This window comes from Streptomyces sp. NPDC056128 (genome assembly GCF_042263835.1).
In the GTDB taxonomy this organism is placed as follows: Bacteria; Actinomycetota; Actinomycetes; order Streptomycetales; family Streptomycetaceae; genus Streptomyces.
This window is the reverse complement of sequence record NZ_JBHJVQ010000011.1, coordinates 215,270-235,099: the sequence shown is the minus strand read 5'-3', so window position 1 is coordinate 235,099 and position 19,830 is coordinate 215,270. Positions and strand designations below refer to the sequence as shown.

Genomic DNA, 19,830 nt, shown 5'->3' with positions numbered 1-19,830 from the left:
ACATTCCGAACCCGGAAGCTAAGCCTTACAGCGCCGATGGTACTGCAGGGGGGACCCTGTGGGAGAGTAGGACGCCGCCGAACAATCATTGTATGGAAGCCCCGCACCGGGAACGGTGCGGGGCTTTCTGCGTTTTGGGGGAAATGAAGGCGAGGCCAAAAGGCCCCGCCTCGGTGCCTTACAGGCGTCCGGCCGCCTTCAGTTCCAGATAGGCGTCGGCGAGTGCCGGCGGCAGGTCGTCCGGGGTGGCGTCGACGACCGTGACGCCGTGTCGACGGAGCTGGTCCGCGGTGCGACGGCGTTCGGCCTGGGCCTGTGCGGCCGCGGCGGCCTCGTACACGGCGTCCGTGTGGCCGCGAGCCTTGGCCATCCCTGCGACGTGCGGGTCTGCCACCGAGGCCAGGAGGACCGTGTGGCGCTGGGTCAGTCGTGGCAGGACCGGGAGGAGCCCTTCCTCGATCGGAGCGGCGTCGAGGGTGGTGAAGAGGACGATCAGCGAGCGGCGAGGGGCCGAGCGGAGTGCGGTGGCGGTGAGGCCGCGGGCGTCGGTCTCCACGAGCTCGGGTTCCAGGTTCGCCATGGAGTTGACCAGGGAGGGGAGCACGTCGCCCGCGGTGCGGCCCTGTACGAGGGCGCGCACCCGGCGGTCGTAGGCGAGGAGGTCGACCCGGTCCCCGGCGCGGGAGGCCAGGGCCGCCAGGAGCAGAGCGGCGTCCACGGTGGCGTCGAGGCGGGGGGCGTCGCCCACGCGGCCGGCGGAGGTGCGGCCGGTGTCCAGGACGAGCAGGATGTGGCGGTCGCGTTCGGGGCGCCAGGTGCGTACGGCGACGGTGGAGTGCCGGGCCGTCGCCCGCCAGTCGATGGAGCGGGTGTCGTCGCCGGGGACGTACTCGCGCAGGCTGTCGAACTCCGTGCCCTCGCCCCGGGTGAGGACGCTGGTGCGGCCGTCCAGCTCGCGGAGGCGGGACAGCTTGGAGGGGAGGTGCTTGCGGCTGGCGAACGGGGGGAGGACGCGCACCGTCCAGGGGACCCGGTGGGTGCCCTGGCGGGTGAAGAGGCCCAGGGGGCCGTACGACCGGATCGTGACGCGGTCCGCGTGACGGTCGCCGCGACGGGTGGGCCGTAGGCGGGTGGTCGTACGTCGGCGTTCGCCGGCGGGCACCGTCAGGGTGTGGCGGGAGGCCGCCACCTCGGTGCCGGTTTGCCAGCTGCTGGGCGGCCAGGCGTCGCGGAGTCGGGCCCTGAGCGGGCGCGTGGACGCGTTGGTGACCGTCAACGTGACGTCCGCGGTGTCACCCAGGCGTACGGATGTGTCGCCGGAACGAGTGAGGCGCAGGCGCCGTACAGGGGCGGCCAGCGCGAAGTCGCAGGCGCAGGCGGCCGCGAGCGGCGCGTTGACCGCGAGGATGCCCGTCCAGCTGGGGTCCCAGATACCGATCGGGACGGAGCCCAGGGCCGCGATGAGCGCGGCGCGTCCGGTGAGTGCCATCAGCGGGGGACGGGGACGTGGGCGAGGATCGCGTTGATGACGGAGTCCGTGGTCACGCCCTCCATCTCGGCCTCCGGGCGGAGCTGGACGCGGTGCCGGAGGGTGGGGAGGGCCAGGGCCTTCACGTCGTCCGGAGTGACGTAGTCGCGGCCGGTGAGCCAGGCCCACGCGCGGGCGGTCGAGAGCAGTGCCGTGGCTCCGCGCGGTGAGACGCCGAGGGTGAGGGACGGCGAGTCGCGGGTGGCGCGGCAGATGTCGACGACGTAGGCGGTGATCTCCGGGGAGACGGTCGTCTTGGCGACCTCGGCGCGGGCGGCGTCGAGGTCGGCGGCGTTCGCGACCGGGCGTACGCCTGCGGCGCGCAGGTCGCGCGGGTTGAAGCCGGTGGCGTGCCGGGTGAGGACGTCGATCTCGTCCTGGCGGGACGGGAGGGGGACGGTGAGCTTGAGGAGGAAGCGGTCCAGCTGGGCTTCCGGGAGGGGGTAGGTGCCCTCGTACTCGACGGGGTTCTGGGTGGCCGCGACGAGGAAGGGCTCGGGGAGGGGGCGGGGCGTGCCGTCGACCGTGACCTGGCGCTCCTCCATGGCTTCGAGGAGGGACGACTGGGTCTTCGGGGGCGTGCGGTTGATCTCGTCGGCGAGGAGCAGGTTGGTGAACGCCGGGCCGGGCTGGAACGAGAACTCGGCGGTGCGGGCGTCGTAGACCAGGGAGCCGGTGACGTCGCTCGGCATCAGGTCGGGGGTGAACTGGACGCGCTTGGTGTCGAGTTCGGTGGCTGCGGCGAGGGCGCGGACGAGGAGGGTCTTGGCGACTCCGGGGACGCCTTCGAGGAGGACGTGGCCGCGGCACAGGAGCGCGACGACGAGACCGGTCACGGCGGCGTCCTGGCCGACCACGGCCTTGGCGATCTCGGCGCGCAGGGCTTCGAGGGCGGTGCGGGCGTTGCCCGGGTCCCCGCTCTGCCCGGCGTTGTCAGTGGTCGGGTCCATCATGGACGGCGTACCTCACTTTCGAGGGCGTCGAGTTGGTCGGCGAGGGCGATCAGGGCCGCGTCGTCGCCGGGCGGCGGGCCGAAGAGGAGGGTGTGCAGGGCCTGTCCGTCGCCGTGGAGGTGGGCGGAGAGGGCGGGGAGCAGGGACTCGGGCGTGTGCGCCTGGGAGACGGGGACGCCTACGAGGGGGGCGAGGCGGGTGCGGGTGGCGGAGCGAAGAGCGGCGGCCGCGCGGTCGCGGGCGTTGGCCTTGCGGTAGAGGCGGGCGCGGCCTTCAACGGTCTCGGAGGCGCGGATCGCGACGGGGAGTTTCTCGGGCACCAGGGGGCCGAGTCGGCGTGCCCGCCACAGGGCGGCGAGGGCGGCGGCGATGAACAGTTGCAGGGTGCCCCAGAGCCAGCCGGAGGGGAGCAGGTCGAAGAAGCCGCGTTCGTCGTCCGGGTCGGGGACGTCGGAGAGCGAGGGGAGGTACCAGACCAGATGGTCGCGGGAGCCGAGGAGTTGCAGGGCGAGCGAGGCGTTGCCGTGGTCGTCGAGGCGGTCGTTGACGAGGATGTCGCGGGCGCCGAGGACGACGGTGTCGCCCGGGGTGCCCTCCGCGGAGGTGTCGGGGACGCGCAGCAGCGTGGCCAGGCGCCGGCTGGGGTAGCAGGCGTCGGCTTCGAGGTGGGTGCTGTAGCGGAGGCCGCCGGTGTCGGCGGTGCCCGCGCGCCGGGCGGCGGGCAGGTCGCAGGCGGGGGCCAGCGTCGAGTCGAAGCTGAGCGCGGGGTCGGCGGTGACGCCGGGGACGAGACGTTCGACGGCGGGGCCGCCGGGGGCCACCAGGACGGTGCGGCCGCCGGATCCGGTGACCGCGGAGCGCAGTTGCTTCTGTTGACGTTCGGTCAGGAGGTCGGGGGCGGCGACCAGCAGGGTGGTGTCCGGGCCGGTCGCTGCGCGGGCGTCGTCCAGGGTGGTGACCACGCGCGTGGAGACCCTCCGGTCGGCGAGGAGTTCGGCGACCGCGCGGCTGCCGGAAGGGTCGGCGGAGCGCGGGTCGAGTTCGCCGTGGTGGTCGCCGGAGCGGACGACGGCGATCGCCACGGCCCCGACGAGCAGCAGGACGAGCGCGAGGGCGACGCCCCGCCCGCGCGTCCAGATCTGGCGGGCGGTGGGCGAGGCCGAGGTGGTGGGGATCGTGGCCTCGGTGGTCATCCGGCGGCTCCCCGGCGGGTGTCCGTGCCGCCCCCGGCGTTACCGGGCGCGCTGCCCGCCAGGTGCGGCTTGCTGCGGTCCAGGTCGTGGTCGAGTTCGGTGAGGCGCCGGTACGCCTGCTCGGTGCCGGGGCGGCCGCCGTACGTGACGTCGTCGAAGTCCCGGGCGGCGGCCCGCAGTCGGTCGCCGTGGGCGGGCAGGGCGCGGCCGGCCTCGGTGGCCGCCTCGTCTGCGGTGCGGCCGGGCCGGATGTCGAGCAGGGCGCGTTCCTCCAAGGCGCGGACGACGGCCCGCATGCGCTCCTGGACGGCCTGGTTCCAGTGGCCCTGGGCGGCGTGTGCCTGGGCGGCGGCCCGGTGCTCGGCGGCGCTGCGGGGGCGGTCGTCGAACAGGGCGGGGGCGGAGGCCGGCCCGCGGCGTGGGGTGCCCAGGCGCCACCAGAGCGCGCCCAGTACCGCCACGACGGCCAGGACGACGACGACCAGGCCGAGCGTTCCGCCGGGCGTCGCTGTGGACGCCCTGGCGAACAGCTCGTCGATCCACTCCCAGAAGGTGTCCAGGGCCCGTTGGAACCAGCTGGGGTCGTTCTCGTGGTACATGCCCTTGGACAGCTCGCGCTGGGCGGCCTCCCGCGCGGGGTCGCGCGGAATCGTCACCGGCGGTTCGTCGCCGGAGCGCGACAGCGACCGTACGAGGCTGTCGCCGGTGCGCGACAGCGTTCGTACGGCGGTGTGCGACGCCTCTATGAGAACTCCCCCCGCCGGACCCACCCCGTCAGCTCCCCGGGACGGCGCCGGGGGCGCCGGAGCCCTGGGTGCCCGCGGCGCGGGCCAGTTCGAGGTCGAGGGCCTCGCGGCGGATGCGCTGGTCGATGTACAGCAGTACGGCGACGCCCGCCGTGATCGGGAAGGTGATCATGGAGCCGATCACCGAGCCGATGCCGCTGACGATGAGGAACGTCCAGCCGAGGTCCCCGGTGCCCTCCAGGAAGCCGCTGACGCCGTCGCCGCCGAGGGTGGCGGCGAGGAAGGCGAACGGGATGACGATGATCGACGCGACGACGTTGGCGATGATCGTGGCGAGCAGCTGGATGCCGAAGACGCGCCACCAGGAGCCGCGCACCAGTTTCACGGAGCGGCTCATCGCCTTCTTGATGCCCTGCTTCTCCAGCATCAGCGCGGGGGACGCCAGCGAGAAGCGGACCATCAGCCACACCGCGACGACACCGGCCGCGAGGACGCCGAGGACGGTCAGGGCCACGCCGGCCTCGTCGCCCGCGGTGGCCGTCACGAGGAGACCGGGCGCCATGCCGACGATGACGATGCCCGCGACGATGAGCAGCAGCAGGATGATCAGGCCGAACAGCTTGAGCACCTGGGGGCGGGCGTCCCGCCAGGCCTCGCCGGCGGTCACCGGACGGCCGAGTACGGCACGGCTGGTGACGGTCGTGAGCAGTGCGGTGGCCAGGACGGTGCCGATCAGGGAGATCAGGAAGACGACGCCCGAGTTGATCGTGGTCTCGGTGAGGGCGTCGCCGAGTTCGCTCAGGGAGGCGTCGGGGTCGTTGAGGGCCTCGGTGCCGGTGTTGTCCAGGACGAGGCCCTGGAGCAGCACGACGATGATCTCCGTGAAGACGGCGACGGTCAGGGAGATGCCGAGGACCGTGCGCCAGTAGGTGCGCATCGTGGAGACCGCGCCGTCGAGGATCTCGCCGACGCCGAGCGGGCGGAGCGGGATCACGCCGGGCTTGGCCGCGGGCGGCGGGCCGCCCCAGCCGCCTCCCCAGCCACCGTGTCCACCGGGGGCGCCGTAACCGCCGTAGCCACCGCCGTAGCCCCCGCCCTGGCCGCCGTAGCCACCGGGGCCTCCGTAGCCGCCGCCGGGAGGTCCGGGGGGCGGGGCGCCCCAGCCAGGGCCGGGGGGCGGCGGAGGCGGGGTCTGGCCCTGGTCGCCGGGGCCGGTGGGGGCGGACCACTGGCCGGGGGGCGGCTGCTCCTTGGACCACTTCGTGCCGGGGCTCGTCGGTTCCGCGCCCGGCAGGTCCGCGGGCTGCGCGGGCTGATCGGGGCCGCCGGGGCGGTCGGCGGGCTCGGCGGGGCCGGACGCGCCGGGCTCCCGCCCGTCGGACGGGGCGGATCCGGGCGAGGCCCAGCCCGGAGTGTCGTTCATCGTCGCTCCTTCACGGTGCCCGTCCGCGGGCGCGGCGGCAGGTTGGCAGCCATCGTGCCATGGGGTGCTCGGGTGCGGACCGGGCGCGGTATGGGCTGCACACCTTCAATTGTCCGCCGGATAGGGGGCAGACTGACCGCATGGCTGATCAGGACGCGCGAAACGGCGAGGACAAGCGGCCGACCGAGATCCCGGTGCTCCGCTGGGAGGAGCCCCCCGAAGGCCCGGTGCTGGTCCTGCTGGACCAGACCAGGCTGCCGACCGAGGAGGTCGAGCTGGTCTGCACGGACCCGGCCGGACTCGTCGAGGCGATCCGTTCGCTCGCCGTGCGCGGGGCGCCACTGCTGGGCGTCGCGGGCGCCTACGGGGTCGCGCTCGCCGCCGTCCGGGGCTTCGAGGTGGAAGAGGCCGCGGCCGCGCTGGCCGGGGCCCGGCCCACCGCGGTGAACCTCGCCGTCGGGGTGCGCCGGGCGCAGGACGCCCACCGGGAGGCGCTCGCCAGGACCGGCGACACCCGGGAGGCGGCAGCGGCGGCACTGGCGGCGGCGCGGGCCCTGCACCAGGAGGACGCCCAGGCCAGCGCGCGGATGGCCGCGCACGGACTGGCGCTGCTGGACGAGCTGCTGCCCGCCGGCGGACACCGCGTTCTCACGCACTGCAACTCCGGCTCGCTGGTGTCGGGCGGGGAGGGCACGGCCTTCGCGGTGGCGCTCGCGGCACACCGGGAAGGGCGGCTGCGGCGTCTGTGGGTGGACGAAACGCGTCCCTTGCTGCAAGGTGCTCGCCTGACGGCATACGAGGCGGCCCGCAATGACATGACGTACACCCTGCTCACCGACAGTGCGGCGGGTTCGCTGTTCGCGGCGGGCGAGGTGGACGCCGTGCTGGTCGGCGCGGACCGTATCGCGGCCGACGGATCGGTGGCGAACAAGGTGGGGAGCTATCCGCTCGCGGTGCTCGCGCGCTACCACCACGTACCGTTCATCGTGGTGGCGCCGGTCACGACGGTGGATCCGCACACGCCGGACGGGGCCTCCATCGAGGTGGAACAGCGTCCCGGATATGAAGTGACCGAGGTCACAGCGCCTCAGGTGCCGGTGACAGGAGCGGGAGGCGGGATTCCGGTGGCACCGCTGGGGACTCAGGCGTACAACCCGGCGTTCGACGTGACTCCACCCGAGCTGGTGACGGCGATCGTCACCGAGGAAGGCGTGGTTTCGCCCGTGACGAGCGAGGCCCTCGCCGAGCTGTGTGCCAGGTCACGCCAGGTAACGATTAGCTAATGGGATGATGTCGTTTATGAAGGGACGAGTCCTTGTCGTCGACGACGACACCGCACTGGCCGAGATGCTCGGCATTGTGCTGCGTGGTGAGGGTTTTGAGCCATCTTTCGTAGCCGACGGCGACAAGGCGCTGGCCGCCTTCCGGGAGACCAAGCCCGATCTGGTGCTGCTCGACCTGATGCTGCCCGGTCGGGACGGCATCGAGGTGTGCCGCCTGATCAGGGCGGAGTCGGGTGTGCCGATCGTGATGCTGACGGCGAAGAGTGACACCGTCGACGTCGTGGTCGGTCTCGAGTCGGGCGCCGACGACTACATCGTGAAGCCGTTCAAGCCAAAGGAGCTGGTGGCCCGTATCCGGGCGCGGCTCAGGAGGTCGGAGGAACCGGCACCGGAGCAGCTCGCCATAGGCGACCTGGTCATCGACGTGGCCGGTCACTCCGTGAAGCGGGAGGGGCAGTCGATCGCGCTGACGCCGCTGGAGTTCGACCTGCTGGTGGCGCTGGCCCGCAAGCCGTGGCAGGTGTTCACGCGCGAGGTGCTCCTGGAGCAGGTCTGGGGCTACCGGCACGCCGCCGACACCCGGCTGGTCAACGTGCATGTGCAGCGGCTGCGCTCCAAGGTCGAGAAGGACCCGGAGAAGCCGGAGATCGTGGTGACCGTACGCGGCGTCGGCTACAAGGCCGGGCCGAGCTGACATGACCAGGGACAGTGCCGCTTCGGCGCCCGGGTCCGAGGCCCGCGCCGGACGGCCTGTCGGCCCCCCGCCCGCCGGTTCGCGCTTCGGCCGCCTGCTGGAGGGCGGGCTGCTGCACGGCGGGGTGCAGGGCAGCCCGGTGATCCGGCTGTTCATGCGCTGGGTGCGGCGTCCGCTGCTGCCCGTCATGCGGCTGTGGCGGCGCAACATCCAGCTCAAGGTCGTCGTCACCACGCTGCTGATGTCGCTGGGTGTGGTGCTCCTGCTCGGCTTCGTGGTGATCGGACAGGTCCGCAACGGCCTCCTTGACGCCAAGGTGAAGGCGTCCCAGAGCCAGGCCACCGGCGGTTTCACGGCGGCCAAGCAGAAGGCCGAGGAGGCGGCGGGCGCCGACGGCGACGACAGCACCCCCGCGGACGGCCGGCCCTCGCAGAACGTCATCCAGTGGATGAGTGAACTGGTGAAGTCGCTCTCCAGTGGTGGCCAGGGCGCCTTCGACGTGGTCACGCTCCCCATGGGCGGCGAGAGCGGCAGCGGACGCGGCCCGCGTGCCTCCGGGTCCGTCGACTGGGCGGTCAGCGTTCCGGAGGACCTGCGGGAGCGGATCGACGGCGGCACCGCGGCGGCCCAGAGCTACACCCGGATCGTCTACAACTCCGACCAGGACTCCCAGCCCGGGCTGGTCATCGGCAAGCAGGTCAACGACCCCAACGGCGAGCCGTACCAGCTGTACTACCTCTTCCCGCTCACCCAGGAGGAGAAGTCCCTCAGCCTGGTCAGGGGCACGCTCGCGACGGCCGGGCTCTTCGTCGTCGTACTGCTCGGGGCCATCGCCTGGCTCGTCGTGCGCCAGGTCGTCACACCCGTACGGATGGCGGCCAGCATCGCCGAGCGGCTCTCCGCGGGTCGGCTCCAGGAACGTATGAAGGTCACCGGCGAGGACGACATCGCGCGGCTCGGCGAGGCCTTCAACAAGATGGCGCAGAACCTTCAGCTCAAGATCAGCCAGCTGGAGGACCTGTCGCGGATGCAGCGGCGGTTCGTCTCCGACGTGTCGCACGAGCTGCGTACGCCGCTGACGACCGTACGGATGGCCGCCGACGTCATCCACGACGCGCGCGTGGACTTCGATCCGGTCACCGCGCGGTCGGCGGAACTGCTCGCCGACCAGCTGGACCGGTTCGAGACGCTGCTCGCGGACCTGCTGGAGATCAGCCGCTTCGACGCGGGCGCCGCCGCCCTGGAGGCCGAGCCGATAGACCTCAGGGAGGTCGTACGGCGGGTCGTCAGCGGTGCGGAGCCGCTCGCCGAGCGCAAGGGCACGCAGATCCGCGTGGTCGGCGACCAGCAGCCCGTCGTCGCGGAGGCGGACGCCCGGCGTGTCGAGCGGGTGCTGCGCAACCTCGTCGTCAACGCCGTCGAGCACGGCGAGGGGCGGGACGTCGTCGTCAAGCTCGCCGCGGCCGGCGGCGCGGTCGCCGTCGGAGTGCGCGACTACGGCGTCGGGCTCAAGCCGGGCGAGGCCACGCGGGTGTTCAGCCGCTTCTGGCGGGCCGACCCGGCACGCGCGCGTACCACCGGCGGTACGGGGCTGGGGCTGTCGATCGCCCTGGAGGACGCGCGGCTGCACGGCGGCTGGCTCCAGGCCTGGGGCGAACCGGGCGGCGGCTCGCAGTTCCGGCTGACGCTGCCCAGGACCGCGGACGAGCCGTTGCGGGGCTCGCCGATACCGCTGGAGCCGGCGGACTCGCGGCGCAACCGCGGACTCCACGACGCCGGTCTCGACGACACCGCCACGCCGTACGCTGCGGACAAGGCGGTCGGTGTCCCGGCGCAGGCGTCCGTCGGACAGACGTCCCAGGTGCCCGCGCGGGGCCCGATACCGTCGAGGTCGGCCATGGCGGCTCCCACGGCCGACCCGACGGCCCTGCCGGGCAACGGGGCGCGTGTGGTGCCGAGGCCCGCGCCGGGCGCCCGGAGACCGGACGGCGGTCCCGCGGAGGCGGAGGGCCGTCAGGACACCCGGTCGGAGGATCCAAGCAGGCAAGGGGAGGCATCTCGTGGGCGCTGACCGCGGGGGAGGCGGTCGGCGCAGGCCGGCACGTGTGGTGGGGTACGCCGTCGGCGGCGTCGTGCTGCTGGCGGGATGTGCGTCCATGCCGGACAGCGGGGATCTGCGCGGGGTGGAGTCCACGCCGCGGCAGGACCCGCAGGTGCGGGTGTTCGCGATGCCGCCGCGCGAGGACGCGCCGCCCTCCGACATCGTGCAGGGCTTCCTGGAGGCCCTGACCAGCGACGATCCGCACTACGAGACGGCACGCAAGTATCTGACCGGCGATGCCGCGGAGAACTGGCGGCCGGACGAGTCGGCGACCGTGCTCGCGGGCGGGCCGGGCACCGAGTCGGACCACTCCGGCAGCCGCGAGGACGCCAACGACTACTCGGTGACCCTGACGGGCGCCAAGGTCGCCACGGTGGACGCCCAGCAGTCGTACTCGCCGGCCGACGGCGCGTACCGCAAGTCGGTGCACCTGACCCGGGACGGCAAGACCAAGCAGTGGCGCATCGACCAGCTGCCGCAGGGCGTCGTCATGGGCAAGTCGGACTTCCAGCGCAACTACATGTCGGTCAACCGGTACTACTTCGCCTCGAACACCGCGGTGCGCTCGGCGTCCGACGAGGGCGCGAGCCCGCAGCCGGCGGCCGTGGCCGACCCCGTGTACGTCCGCCGGCGGGTGAACCCCATGACCCAGGTGGTGCGCTCCCTGATCAGCGGGCCGTCGAGCCTGCTCGGGCCCGTGGTCAGGTCGAGCTTCCCGACCGGGACGGCGCTGGCGAAGAACGCCGGTTCGCTGGCGCCCGACGACCGCAGCAAGCTCACCGTCCCGCTGAACGAGAAGGCCGCCGGCGCCGATCAGGACCAGTGCGACGAGATGGCCGCCCAGCTCCTGTTCACGCTGCAGAACCTCACCCCGGCCGTGGAGGAGGTCGAGCTGCGCGCGGGTGGTGAGCAGCTGTGTTCGCTCAGCGAGGACCGCGCGGAGACGGTCGCCGCGCGGGGTTCGGCACAGCGGCCCGACTACCTGTACTTCGTGGACGACGAGGACCGCCTGGTCCGGATCGCCGCGGGCAGCAACGGGACCCGGGCGGAACCCGTGCCCGGCCCGCTCGGCGAGGGTGAGAAGGCGCTGCGGGCGGTGGCGGTGTCGCGCGACGAGCACAGCGCCGCCGGTATCGGCCTCGACAACAAGTCGCTGTACGTCGGCTCCCTGGTGTCGGGCGGTTCGCTCGGCGATCCCGTGCTGCTCAGCAAGGGCAAGGCGGAGGCCGACCGGCTGACCCCGCCCAGCTGGGACGCGCAGGGCGACCTGTGGATCGCCGACCGCGACCCGGCCGACCCCCGGCTGCTGCTGCTGGAGAAGGGCGCCGGCGAGCCGGTGGAGGTGCGCACGCCGGGGCTCGACGGGCGGGTGCAGGCCGTGCGGGCGGCGGCCGACGGGGTGCGGATCGCGCTCATCGTGGAGAAGGACGGCGAGCGGTCGCTGCTCATCGGGCGGATCGAACGGGACGAGAAGGCGGGCGAACGGCCTGCGGTCACCGTCCTCGAACTGCGCTCCGCCACTCCCGAGCTGGAGGAGGTCACGGCCATGTCGTGGGCCGGTGACAGCAGGCTCGTGGTGGTCGGGCGCGAGCGCGGCGGCGTCCAGCAGATCGGATACGTCCAGGTCGACGGCTCGACGCCGGAGGCTTCGGTGCCCGCCGCCCTGACCGGCGTCAAGGAGATCGCCGCGACCGAGGACGAGCGGCTGCCGCTCGTGGCGTACTCCGAGGACCTGATCGTGCGGCTGCCGTCGGGGCTCCAGTGGCAGAAGGTCACGGAGGGGACGGCGCCCGTCTATCCGGGCTGAGGCGTCGTCCGCAGCGGTTTTCCACAGGGGGAGCCGGGCGGCGTTTTCCACAGGCCTGGCCGGGTTTCGCCGGGCTTGGCACAGTGGTGGCCATGTGGCGATTGCGGGACTGGTGGCGAGACCTCACGGACCTGGTGCTGCCGGCCGAGTGCGGCGGCTGCGGCCGGACCCGGGCGGTGCTGTGCCCACGGTGCCGCACCGCCCTGAGCGGGTCCGCGCCGCGCCGGGTGCGGCCGGTGCCGGAGCCGCCCGGGCTGCCGTCGGTGCACGCGGCCGCGCCGTACGCGGACGAGGTACGGGCGGCGCTGCTGGCCCACAAGGAGCGGGGCGTGCTGGCCCTCACGCCGCCGCTCGGCGAGGCCCTGGCGGGAGCGGTGCGGGCGGGGCTCCACGAGGCGTGGACCGGCGTCGGGGGAGCGGGTGGCGTACCGGGCCCGGTGCTCCTGGTGCCCGTGCCGTCGGCGCGGCGGGCGGTGCGCAGACGCGGGCACGACCCGGCGCGGCGGATCGCTCTCGCGGCGGCGGGGGAGTTGCGGCGGACCGGGGTGCCCGCCCGGGTGGTCGCCCTGCTGCGGCAGCGGCACGCCGTGGCCGACCAGGCGGACCTCGACGCCCGGCAGCGGCTGGACAACCTCGCCGGCGCCCTGGCGGTGGCTCCCGGTGGCGGCCGGCTCCTGTGCGGCGGCGGCCCGGTCGTCCTGGTCGACGACCTGATGACGACGGGGGCGTCCCTGACCGAGGCGGCACGTGCCGTGCGCGCGGCTGAGTCGCGGACGGGACGGGACACGTACGGGAAGGCGAGATCGGCTGTGTATCCGTCGGCGGCGGGGGAAGGCAGAGAGGAACGGAAGACCGGGCCGCAAATGGCGGGTCCGAACGGAGGAGATGGCGCGATCCGTGAAGCGATCTGCGCGGCAGTGGTCGCGGCTTCACCTGATTCTTTCGAAAATAAACCGGAACTGACTGAGAACATACGTCGTTGCAGGTAATGAGAGGTCCTATTCACCGGAACGGAGGTACGTCGCGGTAGAGGGTGACGACATCCGCCCGGGCGAGATATGTTCGGTTGTGAGGCAAAGCCGCAGGCCACACCTCTCAAATCCGAATGCCGTGCTGCGGGTTTTACCGTCATCACCCGCACCGGGGGAGTGGAGATCTCGCCCGCGGGGGAGGAGGTGGACGTCACCGAGTCCGAGGTTCCGGAGTAGACCGGAACCTGGTGCAAAAGGGAGATGCTCCGCCACGGAAGCGGAGCGATCCGGGAACGGAGTTCTGCGTGGACATCGTCGTCAAGGGCCGCAAGACCGAGGTGCCCGAGCGGTTCCGGAAGCACGTGGCCGAGAAGCTGAAGCTGGAGAAGATCCAGAAGCTCGATGGCAAGGTGATCAGCCTCGACGTCGAGGTGTCCAAGGAGCCGAACCCCCGACAGGCCGACCGCTGTGACCGAGTGGAGATCACGCTCCGCTCCCGCGGTCCGGTGATCCGGGCGGAGGCAGCGGCGAGCGACCCGTACGCGGCGCTCGACCTGGCGGCGGAGAAGCTTGGCGCACGACTGCGCAAGCAGCACGACAAGCGCTTCTCGCGCCGCGGCGCACGCCGGATCCCGGCGGCCGAGGTCGCCGACCACGTACCCGGCGCGGCGACGCTCAACGGGAACGGCGACGTCGTCCCGACCGAGAAGCAGGACGGCGTACCCACCAAGAAGATCGGCTCGCTGGAGGTCCAGGGCGACGGGCCGCTCGTCGTCCGCGAGAAGACCCACGTGGCCGCGCCGATGTCCCTCGACCAGGCGCTCTACGAGATGGAACTGGTCGGGCACGACTTCTATCTGTTCGTCGACTCCGAGACGAAGGAACCCAGTGTCGTCTACCGGCGGCACGCCTACGACTACGGCGTGATCCACCTCACCACGGACACGATGGTCACCCAGGCGCACGCCCCCGACGCGGGCGACGCGCTCGGCGGTTGACCACCGCCGGGTGACAGCGGACCGGTGCCCCTGGAGCGCGTGTGCGCCCCCAGGGGCATCGGTGTGCGACGGTGCGCGAGGGTGTGCGACCCCTTCGGGACCCGCGTGGTCACCCCGTTGTCCGTCGGGCATGGAATCATGGCGGCAACGGCCCAACCGGTGGGCCGTTGCTCTGGGTTGGCGATGGCTCAGGACCACGGGCCAAAGCCTTCAGGGGGAGGAACGATGGCGGACAGTTTCGGACCGATGCGAGGTGCGGGCGTCGACCACGGGATCGACGACGGGGCCGTCGGCATGGGCCCGGACGCGGACGTGGGCTCCACACGCGAGGAACCCATCAGGGTCCTGGTCGTGGACGACCACGCCCTCTTCCGCCGGGGCCTGGAGATCGTGCTCGCGGCCGAGGAGGACATCCAGGTCGTCGGCGAGGCCGGTGACGGCGCCGAGGCCGTGGAGAAGGCCGCCGACCTGCTGCCGGACATCATCCTGATGGATGTGCGGATGCCCAAGCGGGGCGGGATCGAGGCCTGCACCTCCATCAAGGAAGTGGCCCCCAGCGCCAAGATCATCATGCTGACGATCAGTGATGAGGAGGCCGACCTCTACGACGCGATCAAGGCGGGCGCGACCGGCTATCTCCTCAAGGAGATCTCCACGGACGAGGTGGCCACCGCCATTCGCGCGGTGGCCGACGGGCAGTCGCAGATCAGTCCGTCCATGGCGTCGAAACTGCTCACCGAGTTCAAGTCGATGATCCAGCGGACCGACGAACGCCGGCTGGTGCCGGCGCCGCGGCTCACCGATCGCGAGCTGGAGGTCCTCAAGCTCGTCGCCACCGGAATGAACAACCGGGACATCGCCAAGGAACTGTTCATCTCCGAGAACACCGTGAAGAACCACGTCCGCAACATCCTGGAGAAACTGCAGCTGCACTCCAGGATGGAGGCCGTGGTGTACGCGATGCGGGAGAAGATTCTCGACATCCGCTGACGCCGGTCAGGCGAGCAGGCGGGCCAGCTCCGCCGTCAGGGCCTCGCGCAGGTGCGGGGCGTCGACCCGCTCCACCCGCACGTCCGTGCAGTCGACCCAGCTCGCCGCCTCGACCAGGGCCTGGGCCACCGCCGGAGCGGCCTTGAGGCCGTCCAGTCTGACCTGCTTGGCGACCAGGGTGCGTCCCTCCCGCGCCGGGTCCACGCGGCCGACGAGGCGGCCGCCGGCCAGCACCGGCATGGCGAAGTAGCCGTGCACCCGCTTGGGCTTGGGCACGTAGGCCTCCAGGCGGTGGGTGAAGCCGAAGATCCGCTCCGTGCGCGCCCGTTCCCAGATCAGGGAGTCGAAGGGCGAGAGCAGCGTGGTGCGGTGACGGCCGCGCGGGACCGTCTCCAGGGCGGCGGGGTCCGCCCAGGCGGGCTTGGACCAGCCCGCCACCGTGACCGGCACCAGACCCGAGTCGGCGATCACGGCGTCGACCTGCTCGGCCTTGAGTCGGTGGTAGTCCGCGATGTCCGCGCGCGTGCCCACGCCCAGGGACTCGCCGGCCAGGCGGACCAGGCGGCGCAGGCACTCGGTGTCGTCCAGGTCGTCATGGAGCAGCGCGGCCGGGACCGCGCGCTCCGCGAGGTCGTACACCCGCTTCCAGCCGCGGCGCTCCACGCACACCACCTCGCCGTACATCAGCGCGCGCTCGACGGCGACCTTCGTGCCCGACCAGTCCCACCACTCGCTGGTCCGCTTCGCGCCGCCCAGGTCCGTCGCGGTGAGCGGGCCCTCGGTGCGGAGCTGCTTGACGACCTGGTCGTAGGTGCCGTCCGGGAGGGAGTGGTTCCAGTGCGGGCGGCTGCGGTAGGCGCGGCGGCGGAAGGCGAAGTGGGGCCACTCCTCGATGGGGAGGATGCAGGCGGCGTGCGACCAGTACTCGAAGGCGTGGGTGTCCTTCCAGTAGGCGTCCTCGACGGTCTTGCGGCCGACCGCGCCCAGGCGGGCGTACGGGATGAGTTCGTGGGAGCGGGCGAGGACCGAGATGGTGTCGAGCTGCACCGCGCCCAGGTGCCGGAGGACGCCGCGGACGCCCGCGCGGCGGTCGGGGGCGCCGAGGAAGCCCTGTGCGCGGAGGGCGAGGCGGCGGGCCTCGTCTGCGGACAGTTCCGTGGCGGGGGGCGGGAGGGTCGTCATACGTCCGCACGATAGAGGGTGGGTCTGACAGTGCCGATCGCTTGCAAGGTGCCCGGTGCTGGGGTGGGCGCGGGGTAGGTGCGCGGCCCGGCGTTGCGGGGTGCCTCCCCCACTCTCGGCTTCGCTCGAGCGGGGGGACCCCCATCGCCCACCCGTCCCGCCCCAGCGACACGACTGCCCGCAGCTCTGCGCAGTTAGGCGGTCTGCGCCGGCAAGTAAGGCGCCGTCGACGGGAGGGCCAGGTCCGAGGGGAGGAGGGAGGCGATCCAGCAGTCTCGGCGTACGCCCTTGTTGTTGACCGCGGAGCGCAACGTGCCCTCCATGGTGAAGCCCGCCCGATCGGCCACCGCGCGGGAGGCCGTGTTGCCGACCTCGGCGCGCCACTCCAGACGGTCGATCGCCCGCTCGGTGAAGGACCAGCGCGCGACGGCGAGGGCCGCCTCCGTGATATAGCCCCGGCCGCGGAACTCCTTGGCACTCCAGAACCCGAGCTCGCCGACGCCCAGGGAGATCATCCTGACGCCGATCATGCCCACCAGGTCACCGGCGGGGAGGAAGACGCCGAAGTTGAACATCGAGGCGTTGGCCCAGCCGTCCGGGACCAGCTGCTCCGTGAAGCCCCGCGCGTGCTCGGGGAGGTAGGGCGAGGGAACCGGCGTCCAGCGTTGGACGTCGGGATCCTGGCAGGCGGCGTACACGGCATCGTTGTCCTGCGGGCCGACCGTGCGCAGGACGAGGCGTTCCGTGGTGAGGGTGACGGGTTCCATCGGCCGATTCTGCTCGGCCTCCCGTGGCGGGCGCCATCTTTTTGCCCTGCGTGAACACGTGGTCACTTTCCGCTCAATTCACCGGAGGGTGCGGCACCATCCGCGGGGCCCGGACGTTGAACCCGGTGACGGCAGACAGCGAAGCTGGATGCAAGGAGTGGACGGTCCCGTTACGGCGGGCCTCCCGGGGTGGCGGGGTCCTCGCATACGATGGCCGTTGCTCAGTCCGTGACAGGAAACCGACCGTCCCAGGCCCGACCGGCAAGGAGACCAACCCCCGTGTCCGTCCTCTCAAAGATCATGCGTGCAGGCGAAGGCAAGATCCTGCGCAAGCTGCACCGCATCGCGGACCAGGTCAACTCCATCGAAGAGGACTTCGCTGACCTCTCCGACGCCGAGCTGCGGGCCCTCACCGATGAGTACAAGCAGCGCTACGCCGACGGTGAGAGCCTGGACGACCTGTTGCCCGAAGCCTTCGCCACCGTCCGCGAGGCCGCCAAGCGCGTCCTGGGCCAGCGGCACTACGACGTGCAGATGATGGGCGGCGCCGCCCTGCACATGGGCTACGTGGCCGAGATGAAGACCGGTGAGGGCAAGACCCTCGTCGGCACCCTGCCCGCCTATCTCAACGCCCTGTCCGGCGAGGGCGTGCACATCGTCACGGTCAACGACTACCTGGCCGAGCGCGACTCCGAGATGATGGGCCGCGTCCACAAGTTCCTCGGTCTGTCGGTCGGCTGCATCCTCGCCAACCAGACGCCGGCCCAGCGTCGCGAGATGTACCGCTGCGACATCACCTACGGCACGAACAACGAGTTCGGCTTCGACTACCTGCGCGACAACATGGCGTGGTCCAAGGACGAACTCGTCCAGCGCGGCCACAACTTCGCCATCGTCGACGAGGTCGACTCCATCCTGGTCGACGAGGCCCGTACGCCGCTGATCATCTCCGGCCCGGCCGACCAGGCCACCAAGTGGTACGGCGACTTCGCCAAGCTGGTCACCCGCCTGAAGAAGGGCGAGGCCGGCAACACCCTCAAGGGCATCGAGGAAACCGGTGACTACGAGGTCGACGAGAAGAAGCGCACCGTCGCCATCCACGAGTCGGGCGTCTCCAAGGTCGAGGACTGGCTGGGCATCGACAACCTCTACGAGTCGGTGAACACCCCGCTGGTCGGCTACCTGAACAACGCCATCAAGGCCAAGGAACTCTTCAAGAAGGACAAGGACTACGTCGTCCTCGACGGCGAAGTCATGATCGTCGACGAGCACACCGGCCGTATCCTCGCCGGCCGCCGCTACAACGAGGGCATGCACCAGGCGATCGAGGCGAAGGAAGGGGTGGACATCAAGGACGAGAACCAGACGCTCGCCACGATCACCCTCCAGAACTTCTTCCGCCTCTACAAGCGCCACGACCACGACGAGAAGGAACAGCCCGGTCTGTCCGGCATGACCGGTACGGCGATGACCGAGGCCGCCGAGTTCCACCAGATCTACAAGCTCGGCGTGGTGCCCATCCCGACCAACCGGCCGATGGTCCGCAAGGACCAGTCGGACCTGATCTACCGCACCGAGGTCGCGAAGTTCGAGGCGGTCGTCGACGACATCGAGGAGAAGCACCGCAAGGGCCAGCCGATCCTCGTCGGGACCACCTCGGTCGAGAAGTCCGAGTACCTCTCGCAGCAGCTCAGCAAGCGCGGTGTCCAGCACGAGGTGCTCAACGCCAAGCAGCACGACCGTGAGGCGACCATCGTCGCCCAGGCGGGCCGCAAGGGCTCCGTGACGGTGGCCACGAACATGGCCGGCCGCGGTACGGACATCAAGCTCGGCGGCAACCCCGAGGACCTCGCCGAGGCGGAGCTGCGCCAGCGCGGCCTCGACCCCGAGGAGCACATCGAGGAGTGGGCCGCGGCCCTGCCCGCCGCGCTGGAGCGCGCCGAGCAGGCGGTCAAGGCCGAGTTCGACGAGGTCAAGGACCTCGGCGGCCTCTACGTGCTGGGCACCGAGCGGCACGAGTCGCGGCGTATCGACAACCAGCTGCGCGGCCGTTCCGGCCGTCAGGGCGACCCCGGCGAGTCCCGCTTCTACCTCTCCCTGGGCGACGACCTGATGCGGCTGTTCAAGGCCCAGATGGTCGAGCGCGTGATGTCCATGGCGAACGTGCCGGACGACGTGCCGATCGAGAACAAGATGGTGACGCGCGCGATCGCGTCCGCCCAGTCGCAGGTCGAGACGCAGAACTTCGAGACCCGCAAGAACGTCCTGAAGTACGACGAGGTCCTCAACCGGCAGCGCGAGGTCATCTACGGCGAGCGGCGCCGCGTCCTGGAGGGCGAGGACCTGCAGGAGCAGATCCAGCACTTCATGAACGACACGATCGACGCCTACGTGCAGGCCGAGACCGCCGAGGGCTTCCCGGAGGACTGGGACCTCGACCGGCTGTGGGGCGCCTTCAAGCAGCTCTACCCGGTGAAGGTCACCGTGGAGGAGCTGGAGGAGGCGGCCGGCGACCGGGCCGGTCTGACCGCCGACTACATCGAGGAGTCCATCAAGGACGACATCCAGGAGCAGTACGAGTCGCGTGAGACGCAGCTCGGCTCCGAGATCATGCGCGAGCTGGAGCGCCGGGTCGTGCTGTCGGTCCTGGACCGCAAGTGGCGCGAGCACCTCTACGAGATGGACTACCTCCAGGAGGGCATCGGCCTGCGCGCGATGGCGCAGAAGGACCCGCTGGTCGAGTACCAGCGCGAGGGCTTCGACATGTTCCAGGCCATGATGGAGGGCATCAAGGAGGAGTCCGTCGGCTACCTGTTCAACCTGGAGGTCCAGGTCGAGCAGCAGGTCGAGGAGGTTCCGGTCGAGGACGCGGCGCCGTCCCTGGAGAAGGGTGCGCAGGACGCGGTCCCGGCCCAGGCGGGCGCGCGCCCGGAGATCCGGGCCAAGGGCCTCGACGCCCCGCAGCGCCGGGACCTGCACTTCTCCGCGCCGACCGTGGACGGCGAGGGTGGTGTCGTCGAGGGTGACTTCTCCACCGACGGCGAGCCCGCGCAGGCCACGTCGGACGGGCTCACGCGCGCGGAGCGCCGCAAGCAGGCCAAGGGCGGGCGACGCCGCAAGAAGTGACGGTGCGGTGCCGCAGGGCGCCGCAGCGGTGGAAGGGCCGGTCACCCGTGGTGGCCGGCCCTTCGGCG

At 71.8% G+C, this 19,830-nt stretch carries 15 protein-coding genes and 1 rRNA gene; 9 read left to right on the top strand and 7 right to left on the bottom strand.

The window, feature by feature from the left end:
• Positions 1-83, top strand: a 5S ribosomal RNA gene (gene rrf, locus ACFC1X_RS22560); the annotation flags it as partial.
• A 95-nt stretch (positions 84-178) separates the two neighbouring features.
• On the opposite strand, the gene ACFC1X_RS22555 is transcribed toward rrf, so the two are convergent.
• The 5 genes from ACFC1X_RS22555 to ACFC1X_RS22535 are packed head-to-tail and all read right to left on the bottom strand — an operon-like array spanning position 179 to position 5,843.
• Positions 179-1,489, bottom strand: a complete 1,311-nt coding sequence (locus ACFC1X_RS22555; RefSeq protein WP_376356272.1) for a DUF58 domain-containing protein — start codon at positions 1,487-1,489, stop codon at positions 179-181.
• On the bottom strand, positions 1,489-2,478 hold the full coding sequence (locus tag ACFC1X_RS22550) for an AAA family ATPase (RefSeq protein ID WP_376356285.1): 990 nt from the start codon (positions 2,476-2,478) through the stop codon (positions 1,489-1,491). Before ACFC1X_RS22550 ends, ACFC1X_RS22555 begins: the two co-directional genes overlap by 1 nt.
• On the bottom strand, positions 2,478-3,674 hold the full coding sequence (locus tag ACFC1X_RS22545) for a DUF4350 domain-containing protein (RefSeq protein ID WP_376356270.1): 1,197 nt from the start codon (positions 3,672-3,674) through the stop codon (positions 2,478-2,480). The genes ACFC1X_RS22550 and ACFC1X_RS22545 overlap by 1 nt, the downstream gene beginning before the upstream one ends.
• Positions 3,671-4,444, bottom strand: a complete 774-nt coding sequence (locus ACFC1X_RS22540) for a DUF4129 domain-containing protein (RefSeq protein WP_376356268.1) — start codon at positions 4,442-4,444, stop codon at positions 3,671-3,673. The genes ACFC1X_RS22545 and ACFC1X_RS22540 overlap by 4 nt, the downstream gene beginning before the upstream one ends.
• 4 nt (positions 4,445-4,448) lie before the next feature.
• Positions 4,449-5,843 carry a glycerophosphoryl diester phosphodiesterase membrane domain-containing protein gene (locus ACFC1X_RS22535; RefSeq protein WP_376356266.1) on the bottom strand — a complete coding sequence of 465 codons (1,395 nt, stop codon included), beginning with the start codon at positions 5,841-5,843 and terminating at the stop codon, positions 4,449-4,451.
• A 140-nt stretch (positions 5,844-5,983) separates the two neighbouring features.
• On the opposite strand from ACFC1X_RS22535, the gene mtnA reads away from it, so the two are divergent.
• The 7 genes from mtnA to ACFC1X_RS22500 all read left to right on the top strand — a co-directional run bounded on the left by mtnA (position 5,984) and on the right by ACFC1X_RS22500 (position 14,687).
• On the top strand, positions 5,984-7,126 hold the full coding sequence (gene mtnA / locus ACFC1X_RS22530; RefSeq protein WP_376356264.1) for an S-methyl-5-thioribose-1-phosphate isomerase: 1,143 nt from the start codon (positions 5,984-5,986) through the stop codon (positions 7,124-7,126).
• 4 nt (positions 7,127-7,130) lie between these two features.
• A complete protein-coding gene (gene mtrA, locus ACFC1X_RS22525) occupies positions 7,131-7,820 on the top strand; it encodes a two-component system response regulator MtrA (protein WP_193776289.1) in 690 nt (229 codons plus the stop codon).
• Position 7,821: 1 nt separating this feature from the next.
• Entirely contained in the window at positions 7,822-9,891 is a 2,070-nt protein-coding gene (gene mtrB / locus ACFC1X_RS22520; RefSeq protein WP_376356261.1) for an MtrAB system histidine kinase MtrB, read from the top strand.
• On the top strand, positions 9,881-11,728 hold the full coding sequence (locus tag ACFC1X_RS22515) for an LpqB family beta-propeller domain-containing protein (RefSeq protein ID WP_376356259.1): 1,848 nt from the start codon (positions 9,881-9,883) through the stop codon (positions 11,726-11,728). The genes mtrB and ACFC1X_RS22515 overlap by 11 nt, the downstream gene beginning before the upstream one ends.
• A gap of 101 nt (positions 11,729-11,829) precedes the next feature.
• The gene (locus ACFC1X_RS22510) at positions 11,830-12,717 is read left to right on the top strand and encodes a ComF family protein (RefSeq protein WP_376356283.1); all 888 of its coding nucleotides are present in this window, start codon (positions 11,830-11,832) and stop codon (positions 12,715-12,717) included.
• Positions 12,718-13,004: 287 nt separating this feature from the next.
• Entirely contained in the window at positions 13,005-13,697 is a 693-nt protein-coding gene (gene hpf, locus ACFC1X_RS22505; protein WP_059301636.1) for a ribosome hibernation-promoting factor, HPF/YfiA family, read from the top strand.
• 225 nt (positions 13,698-13,922) lie between these two features.
• On the top strand, positions 13,923-14,687 hold the full coding sequence (locus ACFC1X_RS22500; protein ID WP_376356257.1) for a response regulator: 765 nt from the start codon (positions 13,923-13,925) through the stop codon (positions 14,685-14,687).
• Positions 14,688-14,693: 6 nt separating this feature from the next.
• Here ACFC1X_RS22500 and ACFC1X_RS22495 read toward each other — a convergent pair whose 3' ends face one another.
• Positions 14,694-15,869, bottom strand: coding sequence for a winged helix-turn-helix domain-containing protein (locus ACFC1X_RS22495; protein ID WP_376356255.1), 1,176 nt, complete (start codon positions 15,867-15,869; stop codon positions 14,694-14,696).
• Positions 15,870-16,063: 194 nt separating this feature from the next.
• The gene (locus ACFC1X_RS22490) at positions 16,064-16,636 is read right to left on the bottom strand and encodes a GNAT family N-acetyltransferase (RefSeq protein WP_376356253.1); all 573 of its coding nucleotides are present in this window, start codon (positions 16,634-16,636) and stop codon (positions 16,064-16,066) included.
• 279 nt (positions 16,637-16,915) lie between these two features.
• Here ACFC1X_RS22490 and secA point away from each other — a divergent pair, with 279 nt between their 5' ends.
• Positions 16,916-19,762 (top strand): preprotein translocase subunit SecA, encoded by a 2,847-nt coding sequence (gene secA, locus ACFC1X_RS22485; RefSeq protein ID WP_376356251.1) that lies wholly within the window; start codon positions 16,916-16,918, stop codon positions 19,760-19,762.
• Positions 19,763-19,830 lie beyond the last annotated feature (68 nt).